Annotated in this window: 18 protein-coding genes; 12 read left to right on the top strand and 6 right to left on the bottom strand. The window is 72.1% G+C overall.

What is annotated here, in order from left to right; translation table 11 throughout:
- Window positions 1-143: 143 nt before the first annotated feature.
- Window positions 144-2,180: a spermidine synthase gene (locus tag AB0C16_RS19230; protein WP_357684598.1), complete on the top strand. Its 2,037-nt coding sequence runs from the start codon at window positions 144-146 to the stop codon at window positions 2,178-2,180.
- Window positions 2,181-2,224: 44 nt separating this feature from the next.
- Here the strand turns inward: AB0C16_RS19230 and AB0C16_RS19225 are convergent, their stop codons facing one another.
- Together AB0C16_RS19225 and AB0C16_RS19220 are read right to left on the bottom strand one after the other, a co-directional pair.
- On the bottom strand, window positions 2,225-4,033 hold the full coding sequence (locus tag AB0C16_RS19225; protein ID WP_357684596.1) for an LCP family protein: 1,809 nt from the start codon (window positions 4,031-4,033) through the stop codon (window positions 2,225-2,227).
- Window positions 4,034-4,165: 132 nt separating this feature from the next.
- Entirely contained in the window at window positions 4,166-5,608 is a 1,443-nt protein-coding gene (locus AB0C16_RS19220; protein ID WP_357684594.1) for a neutral zinc metallopeptidase, read from the bottom strand.
- Window positions 5,609-5,809: 201 nt separating this feature from the next.
- Between AB0C16_RS19220 and AB0C16_RS19215 the strand changes: the two genes are divergently transcribed.
- Window positions 5,810-6,679, top strand: a complete 870-nt coding sequence (locus AB0C16_RS19215; RefSeq protein WP_357684592.1) for a LysR family transcriptional regulator — start codon at window positions 5,810-5,812, stop codon at window positions 6,677-6,679.
- A 138-nt stretch (window positions 6,680-6,817) separates the two neighbouring features.
- Complete coding sequence (gene folP, locus AB0C16_RS19210; protein ID WP_357684590.1) at window positions 6,818-7,648, top strand: dihydropteroate synthase; 831 nt, start codon at window positions 6,818-6,820, stop codon at window positions 7,646-7,648.
- A gap of 13 nt (window positions 7,649-7,661) precedes the next feature.
- Here the strand turns inward: folP and AB0C16_RS19205 are convergent, their stop codons facing one another.
- Together AB0C16_RS19205 and AB0C16_RS19200 are read right to left on the bottom strand one after the other, a co-directional pair.
- The gene (locus tag AB0C16_RS19205; RefSeq protein WP_357684588.1) at window positions 7,662-9,008 is read right to left on the bottom strand and encodes a HAMP domain-containing sensor histidine kinase; all 1,347 of its coding nucleotides are present in this window, start codon (window positions 9,006-9,008) and stop codon (window positions 7,662-7,664) included.
- Complete coding sequence (locus tag AB0C16_RS19200; RefSeq protein WP_357684586.1) at window positions 9,001-9,675, bottom strand: response regulator transcription factor; 675 nt, start codon at window positions 9,673-9,675, stop codon at window positions 9,001-9,003. Before AB0C16_RS19200 ends, AB0C16_RS19205 begins: the two co-directional genes overlap by 8 nt.
- 128 nt (window positions 9,676-9,803) lie before the next feature.
- On the opposite strand from AB0C16_RS19200, the gene AB0C16_RS19195 reads away from it, so the two are divergent.
- From AB0C16_RS19195 to AB0C16_RS19180, 4 genes are all read left to right on the top strand, one after another.
- Window positions 9,804-10,943 (top strand): DUF2092 domain-containing protein, encoded by a 1,140-nt coding sequence (locus AB0C16_RS19195; protein ID WP_357684584.1) that lies wholly within the window; start codon window positions 9,804-9,806, stop codon window positions 10,941-10,943.
- Window positions 10,940-11,914 (top strand): ABC transporter ATP-binding protein, encoded by a 975-nt coding sequence (locus tag AB0C16_RS19190; protein ID WP_357684582.1) that lies wholly within the window; start codon window positions 10,940-10,942, stop codon window positions 11,912-11,914. The genes AB0C16_RS19195 and AB0C16_RS19190 overlap by 4 nt, the downstream gene beginning before the upstream one ends.
- Before the next feature lie 28 nt (window positions 11,915-11,942).
- The gene (locus AB0C16_RS19185; RefSeq protein WP_357684580.1) at window positions 11,943-12,836 is read left to right on the top strand and encodes an ABC transporter permease; all 894 of its coding nucleotides are present in this window, start codon (window positions 11,943-11,945) and stop codon (window positions 12,834-12,836) included.
- An 87-nt stretch (window positions 12,837-12,923) separates the two neighbouring features.
- Window positions 12,924-13,118, top strand: coding sequence for a CsbD family protein (locus AB0C16_RS19180; protein WP_357684578.1), 195 nt, complete (start codon window positions 12,924-12,926; stop codon window positions 13,116-13,118).
- 171 nt (window positions 13,119-13,289) lie between these two features.
- Here AB0C16_RS19180 and AB0C16_RS19175 read toward each other — a convergent pair whose 3' ends face one another.
- Window positions 13,290-14,003 (bottom strand): YcnI family protein, encoded by a 714-nt coding sequence (locus AB0C16_RS19175; protein ID WP_357684576.1) that lies wholly within the window; start codon window positions 14,001-14,003, stop codon window positions 13,290-13,292.
- A 47-nt stretch (window positions 14,004-14,050) separates the two neighbouring features.
- Entirely contained in the window at window positions 14,051-14,590 is a 540-nt protein-coding gene (locus AB0C16_RS19170) for an MFS transporter (RefSeq protein WP_357684574.1), read from the bottom strand.
- Between the two features lie 128 nt (window positions 14,591-14,718).
- On the opposite strand from AB0C16_RS19170, the gene AB0C16_RS19165 reads away from it, so the two are divergent.
- The 5 genes from AB0C16_RS19165 to AB0C16_RS19145 all read left to right on the top strand — a co-directional run bounded on the left by AB0C16_RS19165 (window position 14,719) and on the right by AB0C16_RS19145 (window position 19,396).
- Window positions 14,719-15,192 (top strand): hypothetical protein, encoded by a 474-nt coding sequence (locus tag AB0C16_RS19165; protein WP_357684572.1) that lies wholly within the window; start codon window positions 14,719-14,721, stop codon window positions 15,190-15,192.
- A gap of 350 nt (window positions 15,193-15,542) precedes the next feature.
- A complete protein-coding gene (locus tag AB0C16_RS19160; protein ID WP_357684570.1) occupies window positions 15,543-16,517 on the top strand; it encodes an alpha/beta hydrolase in 975 nt (324 codons plus the stop codon).
- A gap of 69 nt (window positions 16,518-16,586) precedes the next feature.
- Window positions 16,587-17,420 carry a siderophore-interacting protein gene (locus AB0C16_RS19155; protein ID WP_357684568.1) on the top strand — a complete coding sequence of 278 codons (834 nt, stop codon included), beginning with the start codon at window positions 16,587-16,589 and terminating at the stop codon, window positions 17,418-17,420.
- Window positions 17,327-17,641, top strand: coding sequence for a cytochrome ubiquinol oxidase subunit I (locus AB0C16_RS19150; RefSeq protein ID WP_357684736.1), 315 nt, complete (start codon window positions 17,327-17,329; stop codon window positions 17,639-17,641). Before AB0C16_RS19155 ends, AB0C16_RS19150 begins: the two co-directional genes overlap by 94 nt.
- 237 nt (window positions 17,642-17,878) lie before the next feature.
- Window positions 17,879-19,396 carry a protein kinase gene (locus tag AB0C16_RS19145; RefSeq protein WP_357684566.1) on the top strand — a complete coding sequence of 506 codons (1,518 nt, stop codon included), beginning with the start codon at window positions 17,879-17,881 and terminating at the stop codon, window positions 19,394-19,396.
- Window positions 19,397-19,787: the final 391 nt, after the last annotated feature.

Below are 19,787 nucleotides of genomic sequence, written 5' to 3'. Positions count from 1 at the left end.
ATTCCTCCATCCGCACGGGTGCGTCCAGCGGATCATCAGGGGATATGACCTGCCATGACACCCCGAACCAGACGAAGCGCCCGGCCGACGTTCCCGAGCGTCGGGCTTCCGTGTTCCCGGTCCGTTCACTACGGTGAGTGCCCATGACGCTCCAGGCTCAGCAGGCGGTCACAGTCGGCACCGGAGACCACTGGCTGGCGGTGCGCCCGAGACTCATCCTCGCCAGCGCCTTCATGCTCTTCCTGGAGCTGGCGCTGATCCGGTGGACCGGGTCCAACATCGTGCACTTGAGCTACTTCACCAACTTCGTGCTGCTCGGCTCGTTCCTCGGCATCGGGCTCGGGTTCCTGCGCGTGGGCAGGTCCAAGCGGCAGCCCTACTACTCGCCCGTCGTGCTGTTCGGCCTGGTGATCGTCGTCCTGACCTTCCCCGTCACCGTCGACCGCGACACCGAGGGCGTCCTCTACTGGACGAGCCTGGCGACCACCGGGCCGCCCGCCTGGCTCATCCTGCCGGTGATCTTCTGCGCGGCGGCCCTGGTCCTCATGGGACCGGCCGAGCTGGTCGGCCGCTGCTTCCCCGAGCTGCCGCGGCTGGAGGCCTACCGCTACGACCTGATCGGCAGCCTCACCGGCATCGCCGCGTTCACCGCCCTGTCGTTCCTGAGCGCGCCGCCGCTCTTCTGGGGGCTCATCGCCGCCGTCGCCTACGCGCTGCTGCTCGTGCCCCGGCCGCTCGTCACCTACCTCGGCTTCGTCGTGGTGCCGTCGCTCGCCGTCGTGGGGCTGCTGCTGGCCGAGACCCTCACCGCCGGGGCGCTGTGGTCGCCCTACTACAAGGTGACGTTCCGGCAGTTCGAGCAGCTCGGCGTGCCGGTGACCGACATCTCCGTCAACGGCATCCCGCACCAGCAGGCCGTGCCCGCCGCCGCCCGCCTGGAATGGGAGCGCCAGTACGGCCTGCCGTACGAGCGGGTCACCAGCCCGCCGAAGGACGTGCTCATCGTCGGGGCGGGCAGCGGCACGGACGTCGCGATCGCGCTGTCCAAGGGCGCCGGCCACGTCGACGCCGTCGAGATCGACCCCAAGCTGCGCGAGCTCGGCGGCTCCACCCACCCCGACCACCCCTACGACGACCCCCGCGTGACCACGCACGTGACCGACGGCCGGGCCTTCCTCGAACGCACCTCCAAGCGCTACGACCTGATCCTGTTCGCGCTGCCCGACTCGCTCACGCTCGTGTCGGGGGCCAGCTCGCTGCGGCTGGAGAGCTACCTGTTCACCGAGGAGGCGATGCGGGCGGCCCGTGACCACCTCAAACCCGGCGGCGCGTTCTCCATGTACAACTACTACCGGGAGACCTGGCTGGTCGACCGGCTCGCCTCGACCGTGCAGAGCGCCTTCGGCCACAAGCCGTGCGTGGACGTGGTGAGCACCGCGGGGCAGCAGGCCGTCATCACGGCCGGTTTCACGCCCGACGCGCAGCGCTGCGCCGCGCCCTGGGCCGGGGCCGGCGCCGCCACTCCGCCGCCCGCGCTCGACGACCGGCCCTTCCTCTACCTCAAGGAAGGCGACATCCCGCCGATCTACCTCATCACGCTCGGGCTCATCCTCGCGGTCAGCCTGCTGGCCGTGCGCGTCGTCGCCGGCCCCTACCGGCGGATGCGCCCGTACGCCGACCTGTTCCTGCTCGGCGTGGCCTTCATGCTGCTGGAGACCAAGAGCGTGACCGGGTTCGCGCTGCTGTTCGGCACCACGTGGGTGGTCAACGCGATCGTGTTCGCCGGGGTGCTCGTGGCCGTCCTCGCCGCCGTCGAGGTGACGCGCCGCTTCCGCACCCCGCCCCTGCCGGTCATGTACGGCGTGCTCCTCGGCGGGCTGCTGCTGGCCTGGCTGGTGCCCAACGCCTGGCTGCTGTCGCTGCCGTTGCCGCTGCGGGCGGTCGCCGCGGTCACGGTGGCGTTCCTGCCGATCTTCGCGGCGAACGTGGTGTTCGCCAAGCGCTTCGCCGAGACGGCCGACGCGACGACCTCGTTCGGGGCCAACCTGCTGGGGGCGATGGTGGGCGGGTGCCTGGAGTACCTCGCCCTGGTGATCGGCTACCAGGCGCTGCTCATCGTGGCCGCCGTCCTCTACCTGGGCGCCCTCGCCCTGCTGCCCCGCCGGCCGGCCCTCGCCTGAGTGCCCGGACGCCGGCGGCTACCGGTGTCCGGGCCGGGCGTGGGTCACAGGCCGCAGAGCTCTTCCAGGGATTGGGCCGACTTCTGGCTGTTGCGGGTCGGTGTCTGGCTGGGCACGGCGGCCCGCGTCCGGGTCGCCGTGGGCGCGGCCGAGGGGGCGCCCGGCGAGGCCGTCACGTCGGCCGTCCGGACCCGGCGAGGCTTGAGGGAGTCATCGACGGCTTTCGCCGAGGCGCGGCGGATCTTGGCCCAGTCGGCCGAGCCCGGCCAGAACTCCGGCGGGACGAACTGGATACTGGTGATCTTGGCGTCCTTCACCTTCAGTCCCAGGGCGACCAGCGGCTCCAAGAGCTCCTTCGGGATGTTGGTCCGCGCCAGGCGTTTCGTCGCGCCGGCGATCTTGTTGAAGTTGAGCAGGATCTTGTTGGGAGTGGCCTGCTGCGCGAAGGCGCCGATGACGCACCGCTGGCGGCCCATGCGCGAGAAGTCGTCACTGTTGACCCGGGAGCGGCCATACCACAGGGCCTCCTCGCCCGACAGCTTGCGGTAACCGGCCTTGATCGTGCCCGCGGTGCCGAAGGTGCCGCCCCACTTGACGTCCTGATCGACGCGGATCCTGAGGCCGCCGATGGCGTCCACGAGGTCCGCGAAGCCGTACATGTTCATCAGGAGGTAATAGTCGATCTTGAGGTTGAGCGTGAAGCCGACGGCGTCCATCAGGGCGCGCGGGCCCCTGTTGTGGCCGCCCATGAGCTCGGGGTGGTCGTTGGCGTACTGCCAGACCTCGTTGAGCAGGCCGCCGTTGGGGAGTTCGGCCATGAAGCCGTGGGGAAACTGCTTGTGCAGCGGAGAGGTCTGAGGGAAGCGCACATGCTGCAGGTTGCGCGGCAGGCTGAACAGCACCGTGTTGCCGGTCGGAATGTGCACGCTGGCCACGTTCATGCTGTCGGTCCGCACCCCGGTGCGGTTGCCCGCCGCGTCACCGCCGACCAGCAGGAAGTTCACCCGCTCCTTGCCGTTCCACGGATCCTCCTCCTTGATCGGGGCGACGTCCGGGTCGGTGGTCGCGCTGCGGAAGATCTGGTGGATCGTGCTCCGCGTTTCCATCACCGTGCTGGCGGCGAAGGCGAAGGGCGCCATCACGATCACGCACAGCACGCCGACCACGATGCCCGACACGATCTGGCCCTGCTGGTTGAGCCGGTTGGGGTTGAGCGTCACGTACGAGGTCACCAGCAGGGCGAACCAGCACAGCGCGCTCAGCGCGGCGATCGTGATGACCGTCACCAGCATGTCGTCACCGACGAGGTTGGCGATGTTCTCCTTGTTGCGGGTCAGCCCGAAGGCCAGCGCGCCGAGCAGCAGCACCCCGTACGCGCCGAGCAGCGCCAGCCCGGTGCGGCGGTGCCCGGCGCGCAGGTGCGCGGCCCCGGGCACGAGGGCGGACAGGGCGGTCCAGCCGAGGATGGACGCGACGTTGAGCGGCTTGGCGAAGCGGGGCGCGGCGCCGGGCCTGCCGCCCCTGGAGCCGGGCCGGCGTCCCGCCCGTCGGGGCGGACTCGGCTGGGGACCGGGCTCGGGCTGGGGACCGGGTTGCGGACCGGACGGCTGACCGGGTTGCGGACCGGGTGGCTGGCCGTGCGAATGACCGGGGTGCGGCCCGGACGGCTGCCCGGACGGCTGCCCGTGCGGCTGCCCGGGGGGCGGGCCGGGGGGCGGGCCGGACGGTTGGCCGGGCTGGCCGGCGGGAGGCGCCGGGGGACCGGACTCGACGCCTGACGCCGCACGAGGACGGCGAGAGGAGCGTCGTTTCCGGCCCCCCGGCGCGGTGTCTGCCCCTTCGCGCTTGCTCACACCGGCTCCTTCACGCCTGCCAGGCAAAACTTGGTTCTGCCCCCCGTTTGGGCACAAGATTGCCAGGATTCTAGTCCCCATATAGGGACATCAAAGACATGTGCCCAACCTGAGATGAACCTGGCGTGACCGTCAGGATGTCGTCGGCGACGGCGCCATCCAGGTGTTGCACTGGTAGGTCTGGTTCTTCTCCCAGCCCTGCCTGAACCACCGGTTGTTGTTCGCCCGGGAGCCGTGGTCACGTGGATAACCGGGCTGGTCGCCCACCTGGCCGTAGAACCAGAACAGGCGGCTGCGGTCGGCCGGGCTGATCGGATAGGACGTGGCCACCGAGCGCATCCACATGCCGCCGAAGCAGGTGGCCTGGAGTTCCAGCCTTCTGCTGAGTGCCAGCTTCCCGCTCCTGTTGCCCGACTCCAGCGTCTGCGACCACCACGAGTTCATCAGGCCCGACAGGTTCTGCACGTGGTGCCCGTACTCGTGGGCCATCATGCTGATGATCCCGCCGTTCCACGAGATGATCTGGCCGTAGCCGCGGGCGTTGCCGTTGCCCCTCGCCATGGCCGAGGTGGACGCGTAGATCGTGCTGTTGCGCGGGCAGTAGTAGGGCACCATGCTGCCCGCCGACGGGTAGTCGCCGCAGGCGCCCCTGCCGCGCCCCGACGCGATCGCGTAGCCCGGCGGGCTGAAGTCGATGCCCTGCTCGCGCAGGATCGGGCCCCACGCGCGGTCCATGCACTTGCCGGTCTTCAGGATCAGCGCCTTCAGCTGGGCGTGGCTGAAGATGCTCACGTCGCCCGCCCGGCAGCCGACCCTGGGCAGCGCGCCCGCCCGGTAGAGCGTGTTGTTCTTCAGGGTCGTGTCGAGCCTGACCTGCCTGGGCGGGGTGACCGTGGTGTCCTGCGTCGCCGTCCTGGTGGGAGCCTGTGTCGGCCGCCGGGTCGGCTCCTCGGTCGCGTGGTCCGGCTCGCGCTCGCCCGGCCGCTCGTACGGGGTGTAGGTGGGGACGGCGACCGGCGTGGTGGTCTCGGACCGGGAGGAGTCCTTGAACACCACCGAGCCGATCACGATCAGCACGAATAGCGCCGCCGTCGAACCGAACACGGCCCCGAGGATCCCGGCCACCCCCATGCCGGACTTCCCGCGCCGCGGCGGCGGCCACTGCCCGTACTGCCCCTGCCCCGGCGGCATGGGCGGGGGAGGGGGTGGCGGCTGCTGCTGCCGGGGCGGCCAGCCCTGCGGTTGCGGGTGGGGCATCCCCTGGGGGCCCGGGTTGAAGGGCGGCTGCCCGTGCGGCGGGCCCTGCGGTGGCTGGGGGTAGGGGTGGCCGTGCGGCGGGCCCTGCGGTGGCTGCGGGTAGGGCTGCCCGTACGGCGGGCCCTGCGGTGGCCGCGGATAAGGATGCTGGTACGGCGGGCCCTGCGGTGGTGATGGGTAGGGGTGCTGGTAGGGCGGGTTCTGCGACTGCGGTGGCTGGGGCTGCCTCCGGCCCGGCGGCGGCCACGGGAGCGACGGTGGCCGCTGGGGCTGTCCGGGCCCCTGTGACGGGGGTGGATGCTGCCCGTTGCCTGTCACCCTGTCTCCCCCTCTGGTCGGTTGTCCGTAATGAGCGACTTGTACGGTCGCTCCCCGGACCTTTGCCAAATTTGGGGCAGAAGCATACTGATTTATCACCCGTCACGGATGTGACAGTGCTCGGTTACAGTCCGAAATCATTCGAGGTGATCTCCGCTATGTTCCCCACCGCGCGGCGGGCGTTGTCCTAGCTTCTTTGGCATGAACCTCCAGCAGCTCCGCTACGTGGTCGCGACTGCGGAGCACCGCACCATGACTGACGCGGCCAGGTCGCTCTACATCGCGCAGCCTGCGCTTTCGCGCGCGATCCGGGATCTGGAACGCGAGCTCGGCATGACGCTCTTCGCCCGATCGGGACGCGGTGTCGTGGTCACCGCACAGGGTCGCCGGGTGGTCAAGCTGGCGAGGGAGGCACTCGACGCCGTACGCGAGATCGAGGGCCTGGCCAACCACACCGGATCGGCGGAGGCGGAGCTGCGCATCGCCTCCACCCCCAGCCTCGAGCCCGGCCTCGCGGGGCGGCTGCTGCCCGCCTACGCCGCCGAGCATCCCGGGGTCCGCGTCCACATCGTGCGCTGCGAAGGCCGTGAGGCCGTGGTCAGCGCCATCAGGGAGCAGCGGGCCGATCTCGGGCTGACCGACCTGCCGGTGCCCACCGACCTCGTCACCCATCCGCTCGAACGCCAGGAGATCGTGCTGATCTCCCCTCCCGGCCTCGAACTGCCCAACCCCGTGCCCATGGGCCGGCTCGACGGCATGCGCCTGGCCCTGCCCGCCCGCGGCAGCGTCCGCCGCAGGGAGCTCGACGCGATGTTCGGCAAGTACGCCGTCAACCCCGTGGTCGTGCTCGAGACCGATGAACGCAACGGCTGGCTCAAGGCCGCCCGCAGCGGCCAGGCCTCCCTGCTGTGGTATCGCGGCATGGCCGAGCAGGCCGGCCGGGCCGGCCTCGTGGTGCGCTCGCTCGACCCGGCCGTGCGGCGCGTCATCGCCGTGGTGCACGCCCGCCGCCGCCTGCCGCTGATCGCCCAGGACTTCCTGGCCACCGCCGAGAAGGGCACCGCCGCCTGACGGCCGCGGCCTCGCCGCCCTTCCGATCGACGCTTCGCCGAGCGAAGCCGCGTGACCCCGATCCCAGGACGAAGCCCGCCATCGGCGCGCGCCCGCCCCGCCGCACCCAGTGCGGACGGCGCGGTACGCTCGCCGATGATGAGCACTTTGCGCCTGCGCGGCCGGGAGTTCGGCCCGGGGGAGCACGCCGTGATGGCCGTGGTCAACCGCACGCCCGACTCCTTCTACGACAAGGGCCGTACCTACGGCTTCGACGCCGCGATCGAGGCGGTGGACCGGGCCGTCGAGGGCGGCGCCGACATCGTCGACATCGGCGGCGTCAAGGCCGGTCCCGGCGACGAGGTCGACGCCCGCGAGGAGATCCGCAGGGTCGCCGACCTGGTTGAGGCCGTCCGCGAACGGCATCCCCGGCTGCTCGTCAGCGTCGACACCTGGCGCGCCGAGGTCGGCGAGGTGGTCGCCAGGGCCGGCGCCGACCTGCTCAACGACACCTGGGGCGGCGTCGACCCCGCCCTGGCCGAGGTGGCCGCCCGGCACGGCATCGGGCTGGTGTGCGCGCACGCGGGCCGGGTCCGGCCCCGCACCCGGCCGCACCGCATCGCCTACGCCGACGTGGTGGCCGACGTCATCTCCTACACCACCGCCCTGGCCGCCAAGGCCGTCGCCGCCGGGGTGGCGCGCGAGTCGATCCTCATCGACCCGGCGCACGACTTCGGCAAGAACACCTTCCACTCGCTGGAGGTCAGCCGCAGGCTCGGCGAGATGACCGCCACCGGCTGGCCGGTGCTGGTCGCCGTGTCCAACAAGGACTTCGTCGGCGAGACGCTCGGCGGCCTGCCGGTCGAGCGGCGGCACGCGGGCACGATCGCCACCCTGGCGATCTCGGCCCTGCTCGGGGCACGGGTCTTCCGCGTGCACGACGCCGCCTCGGCCAGGGCCGCGCTCGCCGAGCTGGCCCGCCTCACCTGACGCCTGAGCGGGCTCACCTGGCCACGGGCAGCCGCACCACCGCGCGCAGCCCGGGCCCGGCGTCCTCCAGGTGCACGGAGCCCCCGTGAGCCCGTACGGTCTCCCGCACGATCGCGAGGCCCAGCCCCGCGCCGCCCTCGTCGCGGCTGCGACCCGAGTCGAGCCGGGTGAACCGGTTGAACACCCGTTCCCGGTCGCCCTCCGGGATGCCCGGCCCGTCGTCGGTCACGGTCAGCACCCCGTCGGCGGTCAGCGCCACCTCCACCTTGGAGGAGGTGTGCCGCACGGCGTTGTCCACCAGGTTGGTCAGCACCTTGCTCAGGTCGAGCGCGTCGCCGCGGACCATCACCGGGTCGCACACGGTCAGCCTGGCCTCGCCGTAGCGGTCGGCGACCTGCCGCACCACCTCGTCGAGGTGGACCGGCTCGTTCCGGGCGGGCACGCCGCCGCGCTCGTCCAGGCGGGCCAGCGCGAGCAGGTCCTCGGCCAGCCGGGACAGCCGCATCGCGTCCTCCAGCACGCCCTCAGCGGTCTCCGGCCAGTCCTGCCCCTCCGGATGGCCGAGCGCCACCTCCAGCTGCAGCCGGATGCTCGCCAGCGGGCTGCGCAGCTCGTGCGCGGCGTCGGAGACCAGCGCGCGCTGGCGCTGCTCGGCCTCCTCCAGCCGGGCCAGCATGTCGTTGAGGGTGGTCGCCAGCCAGTGCACCTCGTCGCGCGACTCGGGCACCGGCAGCCTGCGCGACCTGGCCGTGTGGGTGATCTCCGCGGCGCCCCGGCGCAGCGCGGTGATCGGGCGCAACGTCCGGCCGATGATCAGCCAGCTGGCCACGGCCAGCAGCACGATCAGCAACGGCGTGCCGACGAACAACACCCGGGCGGCCGTGCCGAGACTGGTCTGGATCTCGCCCACCGGCCGGGCCGCGATCACGGTCTGCCCCCGGTCGGCGCTCAGCACCACCACCCGCAGCGGCCCCGGGATCGCGTAGGGCCGGCCGTCCACGAACGTCGCGCTGCCCTCGCGCAGCGCCCGCTCCCTGTCGCGGGCGCCGAGCAGGGGCACCAGCCGGTCGGCGCCGTAGGTGACGTGCGTGATGCGGCCCGCGGCGTCGATCACCTGCACGATCGTGCCGTCGTGGGTGGTGATCGGGCTGGTCAGCGTGCCCGAGTCGGCCTCCACCCGGACGGTCTGCGCCTGCTCGCGCGTCGAGTTGTCGACCGTGTCGATCAGGGTCCGGTCGAGCACGCTGAGCAGCACCGTCGCCGACACCGCCAGCGCCAGCGCCAGCACCGCGGCGGCCACCACGGTCAGCCTGAACCGCAGGCCCTGCCGCCGCCACCAGGTGTAGGGGGACTCAGCCACCGTCGCCGGCCAGCCGGTAGCCCGCGCCCCGCACGGTCTGCAGGGAGTTTCTGCCGAACGGGACGTCGATCTTGCGCCGCAGGTAGCCCACGTACACCTCGACCACGTTGGGGTCGGTGTCGAAGGTGTCCCAGACGTGCTCCAGGATCTCCACCTTCGACACGACCTCCTCGCGCCTGCGCAGCAGGTATTCGAGCAGCGCGAACTCGCGCGGCGTCAGCTCGATCGGGCTCTCGCCGCGCTGCACCCTGCGCCGCGCCGGGTCCAGCGACAGGTCGCCCGCCGCCAGCACGGCCGGCCGCCGTCCGGAGTCGCGCCGCAGCAGCGCGCGCAACCTGGCCACCAGCACCACATAGGAGAACGGCTTGGTCAGGTAGTCGTCGGCGCCCAGGTCGAGGCCGTCGGCCATGTCATACTCGCCGTCCTTGGCCGACAGCATGAGGATCGGCACCCAGTTCTCCTCGGCGCGCAGCTGCTTGCACACGTTGTAGCCGGACAGCCGGGGCAGCATGATGTCGAGCACCACCACGTCGTAGTCGCCGTGCCTGGCCTCGTGCAGCCCCTGCTCGCCGTCGTGGGCGAGGTCGACGGCGAAGCCCTCGGCCTGCAGCCCCCGCTGTAGCGCTGCCGCCATCCGCCTCTCGTCCTCGACGACAAGTACTCTCATGTCCCCGATCCTCCCGTTCCCGCCCTGAGACGACGCTGAGAAGGCTGAGAGGGATCTCAGACTGTCTCAGGCTCGCCTAAGGATGCATCACGCAGGCTCTGGTCATCGACATACCGTTAAGGAGTGAGATGCGAAGAGGCACGTTCGTGAGGTGGGGGATCCCGATCGCCGCCGCCGCCGTTATCGGAGCCGCGATCGGCGCGGGTCCCGTCATCGCCGCGGTCAGCGGCGATCCCGTGCTCCCCGAGCGTTCGGCGCAGCAGTTGCTCGCCGACGCAGTGGCCGCCGTCGAGAGGACCGGCGGCCCGCTGCCGATGTCCGGCACCGTCCGCCAGACCGCGTCACTCGGCCTGCCCGCGCTGCCGCAGATGGGCGGCGAGTCCCCGCTCGCCCTGCTGTCCGGCTCGCACGAAGTGAAGGTCTGGTACGGCGCGCATGACCGGCTCAGGGTGGCGATGCCGACCCAGATGAACGAGACCAACCTGATCGTCAACGGCGGCGAGGCCTGGTACTGGGACAGCGACAGCAACACCGCCACCAAGATCAAGGTGAAGGCGGGGGCCGGCCTGGCGCACGAGCCGGCCACGCCCGCGCCGTCCGACCTGACCCCGCAGGCCGCCGCGGCCCAGCTGCTGGCCAAGGCCGACGAGCACACCGCGATCGGCGTCGCCAACACCGCCGAGGTGGCGGGCCGTCCCGCCTACCAGCTGGTGCTGAGGCCGAAGGCCGAGGCCTCGCTGGTGCAGGAGGTGCGCCTGGCGCTCGACGGCGAGACCTACGTCCCGCTGCAGGTGCAGGTGTTCGCCAAGGGCTCGGCCGAGCCGGCCTTCCAGGTGGGCTTCACCCAGGTGACGTTCACCCCGCCCGCCGAGGAGAACTTCACCTTCACCCCGCCCGCCGGAGCCAAGGTCGAGGAGCGGACGCTCGGCGGCGAGGAGATCTCCGGCAAGGCCGAGAAGCACGCCGAGGAGGCCAGGGCGGCCGCCGAGGGGCTGAAGGTCGTCGGCGAGGGCTGGAGCAGCGTGGCGGTCGTCGAGGTGCCGGACGGCGCTCTGACGGGCCGGCCGTCCGGCGGCGAGTCCGCCGACGCCGAGGGCAGGGCGGTCCTGGACAACGTGCTCAAGTCCGCGACCCCGGTGAGCGGCGCGTGGGGCTCGGGCAAGCTGATCAAGACCAAGCTGGTCACCGTCCTGCTGACCGACGACGGCCGCCTGCTGGCTGGCGCGGTAACGCCGGAGGAGATCGTCAAGGTGGCGGGCACCAGGTGACCGTCGTCACGCACGAAGCGGGGGCGCCCTCCGGGGCGGCCCCGCCGCCCGCCGAGGCCGCCATCGTCACGCGCGGCCTGACCAAGCGCTTCCGCGGCGGCCAGGTCGCCGTCGACTCGCTCGACCTGGCCGTGCCCCGCGGCTCGGTCTTCGGCTTCCTCGGGCCCAACGGTTCGGGCAAGACCACGACCATCCGGATGCTGCTCGGCCTCGTCGCGCCCACCGCCGGCGAATACGCGCTGCTCGGCCTGCCCCTGGCCGACGCGCTGCCCAGGGTGGGGGCGCTGGTCGAGGGCCCCGCCTTCTACCCCTACCTGTCGGGCGAGGCCAACCTGCGCCGCTTCGACGCCGCCGACCCCACCGCCGTCGCCGGCACCGTCCGGCGGCGCGTCGGCGAGGCGCTCGACCGGGTCGGGCTCGGCGCCGCGGCGGGCAAACGCTACCGCAACTACTCGCTCGGCATGCGCCAGCGCCTGGCCATCGCCGCGGCCCTGCTCGGGCCGCGCGAGCTGCTCGTCCTCGACGAGCCGACCAACGGGCTCGACCCGCAGGGCACCCGCGAGGTGCGCGCGCTGGTCAAGGAGATCGCCGCCGACGGCACCACCGTCTTCGTCTCCTCACACCTGCTGGCCGAGGTCGAGCAGATGTGCACACATGCCGCGATCATGAGCACCGGCCGGCTGGTCGGGCACGGCACGATCGCCTCGCTCAGCGGCGGCCAGGTCACCCGGGTCAGGATCGTGACGCCCGACACGGCCGACGCCGCGCGGGTGCTCGCCACGCTCGGCCTGGCCGACGTGCGCGCCGCCGACGGCGAGGTCACCGCCGAGCTCGGCGGGCACGCGCCCGAGCGGATCAACGCGACGCTGGTCGGCGACGGCGTCGCCGTGCGGGGCCTCTCGGTCGTGCGGCCGAGCCTGGAGGACGTGTTCGTCGGACTGACGGGAGAGGGATTCGATGTCGACGGCTGAGACGCGGACTCGGAGGACCCCAGGGCTCGTGCCGGTGGCCGAGACCCTGCGCAGCACCGAGCGGCGGTCCCCCGAGCCGCCGCCGCGCGCCCTGCCACCGGAGCGCACACCCAGGGCGTTCTGGCGGCTGCTCGGCTCCGAGCTGAGCCTGACCTTCCGGCGCCCGCGCAACCTGGTGATGCTGGCGGTGCTGGCCTGCGTGCCCGCCATCATGGGGGTGGCGCTGCGCCTGGTCGCGGCCGACCCGGAGATGGGCGGCATCGTGACGTCCGTCGCGGGCAACAGCCTCATGCTGACGTTCGCCTCGCTGTCCTTCCTCGTCGTGTTGCTGATGCCGGTCGCGATCAGCATGGTGGCGGGAGACGCGATCGCGGGCGAGGCGGGCACCGGGACCCTGCGCTACCTGCTGGCCGCCCCCGCCGGGCGCACCCGGCTGCTGGCGGTCAAATACCTCAACGCGGTGCTGTTCTCCTTCGCCGTGACCGCCGTGGTGGCGCTGGCCGCGCTGGTGACGGGGCTGATCCTGTTCCCCGCCGGGCCGGTGACGCTGCTGTCGGGCACCACCGTCTCGATGGCCGAGGGGCTGCTGCGGATCCTCATCAGCGTCGGGTACGTCGGCGTCGGAATGGCCGCGCTGGCCGCCATCGCGCTGGCGCTGTCGACGTTCACCGAGGTGTCCATCGGGGCCGTCGCGGGCACCATGGTCGTCGTCATCGTCTCCCAGGTGCTGCGCGCCATTCCGCAGTTCGACGGACTGGCCGACTACCTCCTGCCGACTCATTGGCCGGGGTTCGACGCGGCGCTGCGCAGCCCCATCGACATCGACTCCATGACGCAGGGGCTGCTCACGTTCGGCGCCTACATCGTGCTGTTCGGCTCCGTGGCCTGGGCGCGCTTCTCCGGCAAGGACATCACCTCCTGACGGGCGCCCGGCCGGGTGCTGGACGTTTCCTCCCGACCTGTCCGGAAAGGGGGATTCCTTGCCACGAAACCGACGAGAGGCACGCACATGGGTACCGAGGACAAGTTCTCGAACAAGGCTGAGGAGCTCAAGGGCCGAGCCAAGGAGAACATCGGAGACATCACCGACGACGAGGAGCTTCAGGCCGAAGGCCGCGCCGAGCGGACCCAGGGCAACGTCAAGCAGGCGGGCGAGAAGGTCAAGGACGCCGGCAAGAAGATCAAGGACGCCTTCAAGAAGTAAGGACGGCACCGCGGACGGCGGCCCCCGCATGGGGTGTCCGCCGTCCGCGTGTCATGCCGGGCGTGTCGGGCCCGATGTGCCAGAGCGGGCAGGTCGGGCGGGATCAGGCCAAGGCCGGGCCCGATGTGCCAGACCGGGCGTGTCAGGCCAGGTCGGGCAGGCCCTGGTGTGTCAGGCCGAGCGGCGGCGCAGCGCCAGGCCGGCCACCACGAGGCCGATCGCGCCCAGCGCGAGGCCCGCGCCGCCCAGCAGACGGGCGATGCCGTCGGAGGAGGCCGAGGCCGTGGCCACCGGCGTCAGCTGGGGCGCCGCCACGTCGCCGGTGGCCGCGACGGCCGACGTGGCGCCCTCCTTGGCGGCGGGCGTGAGCTTGAGCAGCGGGGCGGGGTGGTCGACCTTGGCGCCGTCGGCCTTGGGCGCCTCGGACCAGTCGACGACCTCGCCGCCGGAATAGGTCTGCTTCGTCGGGAAGATCAGCTGGTCGACGCCCTCGGGCAGGCGGCCCATGGAGACCTCGAACTCCTGGAACTCACCCTTGCCGATCTTGCCGCCCTCCCAGACGATCTTGCTGACCGATTCGGTGAGCTCGCCGAACTCGGTCTTGACCGGCGAGGGCAGCTTGCTCTCGGTGACCTTGACGCTCCACCCCGGCACCGGCTTGACCGAGACGAACGCCAGCGGGTGGTCGGTGGGGAAGGTGACCTCGATCTTCACGGTCGAGGCGTCGTCGCGTTCGTTGGGCACCCGGAAGGCGACCTTGGTGAACCCGCCCTGCTCGGCGGCGCCCGGGTTGATGGTGACGTGGGCGAGCGCGGGCAGCGCGAGGCCGACGGTGACGGCGGTGGCGGCGGCGAGCACCGTCGCGGCACGGCGAAGGAAGGACATGGCGAATCTCCACTTGGGTGGTCGAGGGAAGTGACAGGTGTCAGGGATCAGGCGGGAAGTGGAGGACCACGCCTGGCGACGGAGTGCCGCAGTGCCGGATCGGGTGGGACGGCGCGCACGTGCACGATGACCGGCGCGGCCGGGCGTACCGAGGGGAGAGGCGGCGGCCACAGCAGGACGAGTGGGCGGCCCAGGCGGCGCAGCATCGCCCAGAGCGCGGCCTCGCCGCGCGCCAGCCACCAGCCGGTGAGGAGGGTGGCCGTCAGGTGGGCCACCAGCATGCCGACGTCGTTGCCGAAGCCCTGGCCATGGAGGTGGGCCGCGACGTAGCCGGTGCCGTCGCCGTCGCCGAAGAGCTCGTGCAGCCCCAGCTGCGCGCAGATCAGCGCGACGTTGATCACGGCGGGTGAGCGCTCCCGCCCGCCCAGCGTCAGGGCCGACGCGAACACCGTGCCGAGGCCGAGCCCCGCGACCTGCGGAGAGGGTGTGGAGCCGCCGCTCACCGCGTGTGCCAACGCGGCGAGCGTCACGCAGACAGCGGCGAAGACGGCCGTCCGCGCGAGCCTCAGGGGAAGTTCGGCGCGCATGAGTGTGCCACATGCTCTCACGCCGTCGCCTCCGAAGAGGCGGCTACCGTCAAGCTGCCCCAATACCTGGTTGATTTACGGCATTTGTCGCTAGGGTCGAGCCGACACGTCGACATGGGGTGAGAACGTTGCGGCATTTTGCTGGTCTGCTCATCGGGATCGTGGTCACGGCGGCCGTGGTGGGAGGCGGAGGATGGGCCGTCCAGCAGGCGCTGGGCAGCGCCCAGGCCGGCCCCGCGGGCGGTCAGAAGCTGTGGATCGCGCTCGGCGCGATGGCCGCGGTCGGCCTGGTGGTGGGCCTGGTGGTGGCGGGCCGCGTCTCGCCGCTGGCCACCTTCCTGCCCGCGATGGTGCTGCTGGCCTGGACGGTCGTCTACGCGCTCGACATGAACCGCGCCCTGTCCCTCGTCCCCGACCAGCCGTCGGTGAACCAGCTGATCAGGGACGCCGGATTCGGTGCCAAGACCCTGCTCACCACCGGGACGTTCGGACTGCTCGGCGTCGCCCTGTTCATCCCCGTGCTGATGCCCTCGCGCTGGGCGCGGCGGCATGACGACCTCGACGACGACTACGAGGAGAGCGCGCAGGGCGGCTACTACTGATCGCGCCCGCGCGTGTAGAGGGCGGTGACCACGTCTCGGCGTTGACCCGCCGCAGGAACTCCCGGATGCCGGGCCGGATCGGCTCGAAGCCGTCCCGCAGCGGCCGGCTCCGTGGGGGATGGTCTCGCGCCTCCGGAGGGTGATGGCACGGTGACCTGCCGTGCCCGGGCCCGCGCGCGGGCCTGCCGGTGGAGCCCTGGATTATGTGCCGCCCGGCGGGGCTCACGCAACGAGATGAACATCTGAAACCGGTACGCGAAACACGCCTGAAACATCCAGGTAAGCGATGAGATACATACTCATGAGTAGAGCGGCGTTCTTCGGGGAATGCATTCATCGGAGGACCGAGCATGCACATCGACAGGGACGTCACTCCGGACTATCCCCTCAGCTGGCAGGCGCGCGCGCTCACCGGGTTGATGCGCGGCACGCTGAAGCCGGTCTCGAGCCTGTTCATGCGTCACACGCTGGCGCTCGACTGTGCCTCCCGTCTGGGCGATCTCGTGCTGATGGTGCCGCACCACGCGCCCGAGCACGTGGGCATCGTGCCGCACAGCGCCGGCACGTGCGGTGGCGAGTGGGTGCGTGCCGGGCCGGAGCTCGACGAGACGAAGGTGCTGCTCTACTTCCACGGCGGCGGCTACTTCTTCTGTTCGCCGAGGACGCACCGGTCCATCACCTGGCGCCTGTCGGCGGTGGCCGGCCGGCCCGTGCTCGCCCTCGACTACCGGCAGGGCCCGATCCACAAGCTGGCCGACTCGCTGAGCGACGCGCTGGAGGCGTACACGTGCCTGCTGGAGCGCGGGCACGCCGCCCAGGACATCGTCCTGGCGGGCGACTCGGCGGGCGGGCACCTCACGCTGGCCGCGCTCCTGGCGCTGCGCGACCGCGGCGTGCCGCTGCCCTCGGCGGCCATCTGCCTGTCGCCCTGGACCGACCTGACCGACATTCCGCGCAGGGCCAACCGCTGGCAGGACCCCATGCTGCCGGCCAGCCGGGTGCGCTGGCTGGCGCGCCGCTGGACCTCGGGCCTCGACCCGCACGACCCGCTGGTGTCACCGGTGCTGGGCGACTTCACGGGGCTGCCGCCGCTGATGATCGTGACCGGCTCGACGGAGGTGCTGCGCGACGAGGCGCGCCGGGTGGCGCTGCGGGCCCGGCAGGCGGGGGTGCCGGTCAGGTACGAGGAGTGGCCGCGGATGCCGCACGTCTTCCCGATACTGGCGGACGTGCTTCCCGAGGCCCGTCACTCCTTCCGCCACATGTCCGACTTCCTCACCGCCGTCTCCGCCGGCTCGTCCCGCGGGGAGACGGCGGCCGCCTGACCGGGTTCGCGCCACACGGCGAACGCGCGATAGGTTAGGTATACCTAACTAATCGCGAGGAGCTGTGCGATGGCGGACAAGCCGAGAGATCACCATCGAGGTGTGGTGCTGCGCACCGAGCGGCTGACGCCGCACATGATCCGGGTGGTGGTCGGCGGTGACGGCCTGCGCGACTTCGCCACGCGCGGTCTCACCGACCACTACGTGAAGCTGGTGTTCCCGCACGAGGGGGTCGACTATCCGATGCCCTTCAGCGTCCAGAACGTGCGTGAGACCATGCCGCGCGAGGTCTGGCCCCGGCTGCGCACCTACACCGTGCGCGCCTGGGACGCCGAGGCGCTGGAGCTCACGATCGACTTCGTGTACCACGGCGACAAGGGCCTGGCCGGGCCCTGGGCCGCGCGGGCGGTCGCCGGCGACGAGGTGATGATGCTGGGGCCGGGAGGCGACTACGCGCCCGACCAGGGAGCGGCGTGGCACCTGCTGGCGGGCGACGAGAGCGCGCTCCCCGCCATCGCGGCCTCCGTCGAGGCGCTGCCCGAGGGAGCGTCGGCCTACGTGTTCGTGGAGGTGGACGGCCCCCGGGACGAGCTGAAGCTGGACGCCTCCAGCGACGTCCGGGTGGCCTGGCTCTACCGCAACGGCCGGCCGGTCGGCGACGCGCTGGTGGAGGCCGTGACCGGGCTGGCGTTCCCCGACGGTGACGTGCACGCCTTCGTGCACGGGGAGGCGGGCTTCGTGAAGCGGCTGCGGCGCCACCTGAGGGTCGAGCGCGGGGTGCCGATGGAGCGGCTGTCCATCTCCGGCTACTGGCGCGCCGGGGTCGACGACGAGGCCTGGCGCGCGGTCAAGAAGGACTGGAACCGCCAGGTCGAGGCCGAAGAGGCCGCCGCCCTCGGCTGACGGCGCTCGGCTGGCGGCGCTCGGCTGGCGGGCCGTTCCTCAGGCGAGGGAGGATCTTCCTCTACGCGATTCCGCTGCCGTTCATCGCCGTCACCCGCGGCTGGATCTTCCGTGAGGCGGGCCGCCGGCCATGGGCGATCTACGAACAACTCAAGACCGCCGACGCGATCACGCCGGGCGCGGGGGCGTCCGGTTCTCGGCTTTCGGGCCGCTCTTCGTGACGCCGGCAGTGCCCAACGTGATCGTTCTCGTACGGCACGCGAGGGGCGTAACACCACTTCAGACCGCTGCGCCACAGCCCTTACTTACCCTGGAGGAACGAACGCCTTACCTGCGATACCCCTTGTGAAGGTCATGCGGAAACGCCTGTCCGATGGGGCCACAGTGTGCTTTGCCGTGTCCCAGACAGGAGAGGCGAAACTCGGATGGCGCGTGGTTCGAGCGACATGCCTCCAGGGGTGAGGCCGCTGACGGTGGGCGACCCGGTGATCATCGGCCGATATCTTCTGCTCGGCCGGCTGGGCACCGGTGGCATGGGCGTGGTCTATCTGGCGGAGCACCCGCGGGGCGGTCTGGTCGCACTCAAGACGCCGCATGCCGTGCACCTCAAGGATCCCACGTTGCGCGCCCGTTTCGCCGAAGAAGTCGCTTTTTCCCGGCGGATCGTCCCGTTCTGCACCGCGGCGGTCGTCGAGGACGGCACCGACCGAGACCGCCCCTACCTGGTCAGCGAATACGTCCCGGGCCCGGCGCTGTCCCAGGTCGTGGTGGCTCGCGGGCCGCTCACCCCCGACCTGGCCTACGGGGTGGGGCTCGGGGTGGCGGCGGCGCTGGTGGCCGTGCACGACGCCGGGCTGGTGCACCGCGATCTCAAGCCGGGCAACGTGCTGCTGTCCACCGCGGGGCCGCGGGTCATCGACTTCGGCATCGCCCGCGACGTCGACACCACCGCCGCGCACACCCAGGCCGGCCAGGTCATGGGCAGCCCGGGCTGGGTGTCGCCCGAGCGGCTGACCGGAGGGCCGGCGGTGCCCGCGTCCGACGTGTTCGCGTGGGGCTGCCTGGTGGCGTTCGCCGCCACCGGCTGTCATCCGTTCGGCGGGGGTGAGCCCGACGTGCTGGCCCGCCGCATCATGGTCGAGGAGCCACGCGTCGAGGGCGTGCCCGCGCTGCTCCGGCCCGCGGTCGAGGCGGCGCTGGCCAAGGAGCCCGCCGACCGTCCCAGGGCGGCCGAGCTGTTGCGCGCGCTGCTGGCCGCGGGTGGCGTGGGCGATCCGTGGGACCTGCGCGAGGCCGTCGCGGGCGTGCTGGAGGAGATCTGGACCCCGGTGCCCTACCCGCCCGGCGCGGGCCGGGTGCGGCTGGCGCCACCGCCCGACGACCGGCGGCCCACCGCGCCCAAACGCGGGAGCAGGGCCAAGGGCGGGGCCAACCTGTCCCACGCCAGCTTCGCGGCGCTGGCCACGGTGTCGATCGCCGCGGTGACGGTGATCGCCGCGTCCGGCGGTGGCGGCGACGTGCGCATCGGCGGCGGCTCCCAGTTGCCCGACATCCCGGCGGCCGTCCAGTCGCACTCGCCGCGGGCCACGGCCGACTCGACGCTGCGACCACCGGCCACCTCCACCGGCGGCGTCCCGGCCAGCGCCGGCACCGAGACGCCCGCCACGCCCGCCACGCCCACGGTGTGGGTGACCCAGACCCGCACCCGCGGCCCGTCCACGGCCCTCGATCCCACGCCCGAGCGGCAGACCGGCTCACCGCCGCCCGAGACCAGAGACCCCGGCGGCCAGGGCGACGGCGACCCGTGCGCCAGCCCGGCGGCCAGGCGGCGCGCCAACGCGGCCAGGCGCGGCTGCCCGCAGCCCACCACGTCGATCACCACGATCCCGCAGGACGGGCCCGGCGAGTCACCGGGCCCCTCCTCCACCCCCTCGGTGCCGCAGACCCCCTCGGCCACGGCCACGGGCTCTTCCTGAGACTCGCGCGTCCCGGCCGGTGTGCTGGCGGTCCCCTCCCGGCACGTCCGATCTTCGGCCGGCTCAGGCGGGGAGGACGTCAAGGGATCTTCGTCAGGTCGACGACGCGGAGTTCGGCGCCGACGGTGCAGGCGAACAGCCGCTGCCGCTTGTCCGGGTAGCTCATCCGCAGGCCGTCGGGTGTCCAGGTCGTGGGGGTGGACGGCGTTCGCCTGCTCGAAGCCGGACCACGTCGTGACGAGCAGCGGGTGGTCGTCGACGCGCCTGATGTCGCGTACGGCCTTCCCGCCGGGGGGAGGGTGTGAAGGAAGGAGGCGTGAAGGACGCCTGGACAGGAAGAAAGGGCCGCGCCAGGCCGGGGGGAGCCGGCGCGGCCCTCCGTCGCCGGGGG

It is taken from the genome of Nonomuraea sp. NPDC048916, assembly GCF_040649575.1.
In the GTDB taxonomy this organism is placed as follows: Bacteria; Actinomycetota; Actinomycetes; order Streptosporangiales; family Streptosporangiaceae; genus Nonomuraea.
The sequence above is the reverse complement of the archived record's forward strand: the minus strand, read 5'-3'. Positions and strand labels throughout refer to the sequence as shown.